Origin of the sequence: Xanthomonas cissicola (genome assembly GCF_008801575.1) — a bacterium.
Lineage (GTDB): Bacteria > Pseudomonadota > Gammaproteobacteria > Xanthomonadales > Xanthomonadaceae > Xanthomonas > Xanthomonas cissicola.
Genome location: NZ_VZPL01000144.1, coordinates 1 through 4,260, shown reverse-complemented (window position 1 = coordinate 4,260; position 4,260 = coordinate 1). Strand labels below are relative to the sequence as shown.

Sequence of the window (4,260 nt, the reverse complement as noted above, 5' to 3'; positions counted from 1 at the left end):
TCGAGCGCGCGAGCCGGCCGGCCGTCGCGCTCCTCGACCGATTCGAGCTTGACGACGCCGCCGATCACGCCGGCAACGCGCATGCGGTCGCCGTTCGTGAGGTCGCGACCGGGATCGTTGCGGTTGATCCGCACGGTATCCCCGACCGACAGCTCGGCGCGCTCAAGGTGGTAGACGCTGAGCTGCGTCGCCTTGCGCGGGTTGATCGTGGTGGTGGTGCCGTCCTGCCGATGCAGGACCAGCGCATTGCCGGGCAATGCTTCCTTGACGCGGTAGGTCTCGCCTCGCGTCAGGCCGGCTTTCTGATAGTCCTTCTCGGGCTGGATGACCATGCCCGGCTGATAGCTTGGCGCAAAGCGGCGCTGCGCCTGTGTCAGGTCTACACGAGTCAGCGTCTCGAACTCCCGCCCCTTGCCGGTCAGGTCCAGCGACTCGCGCACCATGCGATTGATCTCGCGGCGAGCCTCGTTGGTGCCGGCAACGATCAGTGTCTCGCGGCGCTCGGGTTCAGTGAGCTGGATGTAGTCGTTCACGATGGCCCGGTGCCGCTCGGTCGGCTCTTTCAGTTCCTCAACGTGCTTGATGTGCGCGAGCGATTGCGTGACGCGGCCCTCGGCCGCTTGCTCGACAGCGGTTTTCAGCTCGTGGTCTTTCTGGCGCTGAATCTCGCTGATTCGTGCGGTCTGCATGCCATCCTGCTGGAGCTGCGCGAACGGCTTGCCGGCCTCGATGGCCTCAGTCTGCTTGGTGTCGCCAAGCAAGACCATGCGCGCGCCCGCCTTCTCGACAATTCGCATGACCTGTTCCATCTGGCGAGCGCCAACGACGCCCGACTCGTCCAGAACGATGATCGTCTTGCAGTCGATGGGCTTGTCCTTGGTACGTAGAAAGCTCGCCAGCGTGTGCGCTTCCAGCCCTTCGTTCTTGAGCGCCTTGACCTGATTGCCGTAGGGCGCGAGTGCAACGGTGCGGTAGCCCTCGCTCACGGCCGACGCCTGCTTGATGAGTGCAACTGCCTGATTCACGGTGTAGGTTTTCCCGGTGCCGGCGTCGCCCTGGATGCCGACGAACCGATTCTTGGTGCTCACGATGGTTTCCACGGCGAAACGTTGGCCAGCGTTCAATGCCGAGCTTTCCAGCGCCGTTTTGACGGCGGCCGCCGTCATGATCGGCTCGATAGCTCCGCGCCCGGTGCGCTCGATGGCGAGAATCGCTTTCTCGCGGGCGAGTGCCTTCTGTGTCGTGTAGCGCTTCTCGGCCGGCACGAGCGAACCCTGCTTGATCGCGTTGCTGACGTACTGCTGCGCCTGTTTATCTGACCAGCCTTTCAGGTCTTGCAGGTAGCTCTTCCAGCCGGCCGACGAGAGCGCCGGCCCATCCTTGCGGTCGGCCATGCGGTACGCCGGCACGGCCTCAATCAGTGCGCCTTGGCCGACGAGCCGCTTGATTTCGGCGCGAACCTCATCCGGGCCTGCCAGCCCGACCGCGCGGCGCAGCGCGGTGGCGGTGAGCGCGGTTTCGCGGACAACGGCTTCGCGCTCGGTCAGGTGGTTGATGGCGTACTGCACGACGGCTTGCGCCGGCGTGAGGCGCGCCGGCAGGTTCGTGGCTGCGATGCGGTCGCCGGCGTCGCCTCGCTCACGGCCACGGCCGCCGAAGCTGTCGCCTGCCTCGTAAGTACGGCCGTCGAGCTGCGAGCGCGGGCCGTAGTCGATACCAAACTCGCGGCTTTTTTCGACCCAATACTGCTTGACCAGGTCGCGGTCGGACTCATCTTTGCGCGGCCGCGTGGCAAGCGAAATGATCTGCTTTTCAAGCGTGGTCGCCGTCGCTCGCGTCTTGCCCTCGTTGGCAAGCGCTTCCTCGATGAGGCGACTACGCGCCGAAAACGCCTCAATCTGGTCGCGGCTGATGTGGTCCAGCTCGAAATTGCCCTGGTCATCGACCAGGCGTATCGCGTAGCCAAGCGCTTGCAGGCCCCTCGCCAGCTCGGCCTTGTAGAGCGCGTCTACCTCGTGCTGCACGCGGAATATGTCCTCGTTCGACAGTGCGCGCCAAGCGCCGTCTGCGCGCTGCGTCATGTTGAGCACGACCGAATGCGTGTGTAGCTGCGGGTCTTTGGCGCGGCTCATTTCGTGCCGGAACTTGCCGATGACCATGTTCCCGGTGCGCTCGCGGTAGCTCTTGCCCTTGACCTTCTTCCGGGCCTCGGCCAGCCGCTCGACCTGCTCCAGTGCGCGCGTCACGGCGCGGTCGTGCGCAGCGGTGACGTCCTTGTCGCCAGCAACAAGCGCCTGCATGGAAACCGACTTCGGAGCGGAAAACGTCAGGTCCAGCCCAATGCGCTTCTTGTTGTCGGTCGGGTCAAAGGTCGTCTGGATACGCTCGCCGTTCGGGAGCCGGCCGTCCAGCAGCCGCGAGAGTTGCGCCTGTTCCACCGGCCCCGTCAAGCCAAGCACCTGTGCGCCTTGGCCTTGCCACTCGCCGGGGTTCTCCTTGGCATAGTAGTCGTCGGCCGCCGAGAAATAATGCGCGGCCGCGTACTGGTTGTTGCCGCGAATCGGCGTCACATTGAGCATGGCCCGGCCTCGGTCACTTGATGTCGATAGCGGCCGCTCGATGCGGATACTTCACGTAGGGCAGCTTGATCTTCGCAATGGGGAAATCCTCGGCAAACATGACGTAGCCCTCCAAGTCCTTGAGGTTCGAGATTTCCGAGTCCAATACCACCGGCTCCGGTGGGCTGGCGATAACATGGCGGCTGCGGCCGCCTCCACCGATCCCCCCCGCGTTGGTCGTGATCTGGATGCGCTCAACGTGCTGCTTGCCAAGAATCTCGCTCGCCTTGTCAGCATTGAGCGCGTTCGACGCGCCAAAGATGAGGTAATTGCGGAAGCAGCCGAGCAAGGTCTTGGCCGCATCCTTGCCGTAGGTCTCATCGAGCTGCGCCCAATCCTGTATCGAGGCTGCCATGCGCAGCCCGTGCTTACGGCCCTTCGTCGCGGCCGGCACGAACGATTCAAGCCTGCCGAGCGATTCCAGCTCATCGAGGAACAGCCACAGACGCCGGGAGAGGTGTTGCGTGTCGTCGGAGATACTGAGAATCGTCGCGCAAATCGTGTCGATCCATGTCGCAACAAGCGGGCGCTGCGCGGCTCGCATGTCTTCGCGCCACGTAACGAACAGGTTGCCGGCGTTGGGGTCATTCACCCACTTGTGCAACGAGAAATCGCCCTTGGTCATGAAGCTCAGCGGCCGCACGTACTTGTTCATCATGAACTGGATCGACGCGATGGCCTTCTCGGCGTTATCGCGGAAGTAGCCCTGCGAATCCGTGTTGACGAGAAACGCGCGGATGACTTCGCCGTCCTCGCGCACCAGCAGATTGACCAGCGTGTCTTGATCCGGGTTGTTCGTCTCGACCAGCTTGCGCATGGTGTCGGCCAGCACGTCGCGAGCATAGGCACACCACTGCTCATCGCTTGGATCGATTTGCGGCGGGATGACGCTTTTTGCCATCCGGTCGAAGTCATGCACGCCCTTGATCTCGTTGAACAACGTCCATCCCGACGAGCGACGATCAAACGGGTTGAGGATCGTGTCGCCGGGAAAGCTGAATTTCGAGTAGAACGTCCCGTTCGGGTCGATCACGGCCATCTTGTCGCGCCGTTTCACGGCCGACGAAATCATGCTTTCCATCGCGACCGACTTACCCGCGCCGATCGACGCGCAAATCAGCGTGTTACGGTTCTCAAGGTGCAGCGGCATGGGCATGGGGCCGATCATGACGGGCGGCAAATCTTTCGCGCCCCTCTGTTCGGCCCGTCGGCGGCGATTCTCCCCGCGATTGGCCGCGTTGACCTGGCGCTTTACCTTGTGCCAGTTCGCCATCTTTGAGCCGCGCATCCAGCGGCGATACGGCGCGCCCCGGAAACCATCGTCCTCGTACTCGTGGAACAAATACGCGGCGCTCGCGGCCAGTCCCAAACCGGCCACAACCCCGCCGACGATGAGCGGATTGTTCGGTGTCGCGTGTAGCGCAGCGGTGAGCGCTTGCGGGAACGGCGACAGCGGCACATTGCCGATGTATGTGCCGGCCAGCCAGCCGGCAAGCGGCAGGCCAACACCAAAGAGCAAGGTTGCGCTTTCGACTTCGTGCTTCTGCATTGCTTACACCCTCCTGGAATCGCAGCGGCGACCCAACAGGTCGGCCAGCAGCGTGGGCCGCATCAACGCAATCGCGGTGCAGCGCATCGGTGA

The 4,260-nt window shown here is 63.5% G+C and carries 2 protein-coding genes; both read right to left on the bottom strand.

The annotated features are described in order from the left end of the window. Positions 1–2,579, bottom strand: a 2,579-nt coding sequence (gene mobF, locus F7R02_RS24500) for a MobF family relaxase (RefSeq protein ID WP_151210271.1), incomplete at its 3' end; no start/stop codon positions are given. Positions 2,580–2,592: 13 nt separating this feature from the next. Next, positions 2,593–4,167 (bottom strand): type IV secretion system DNA-binding domain-containing protein, encoded by a 1,575-nt coding sequence (locus F7R02_RS24495; protein ID WP_078589456.1) that lies wholly within the window; start codon positions 4,165–4,167, stop codon positions 2,593–2,595. Between the last annotated feature and the right edge of the window lie 93 nt (positions 4,168–4,260).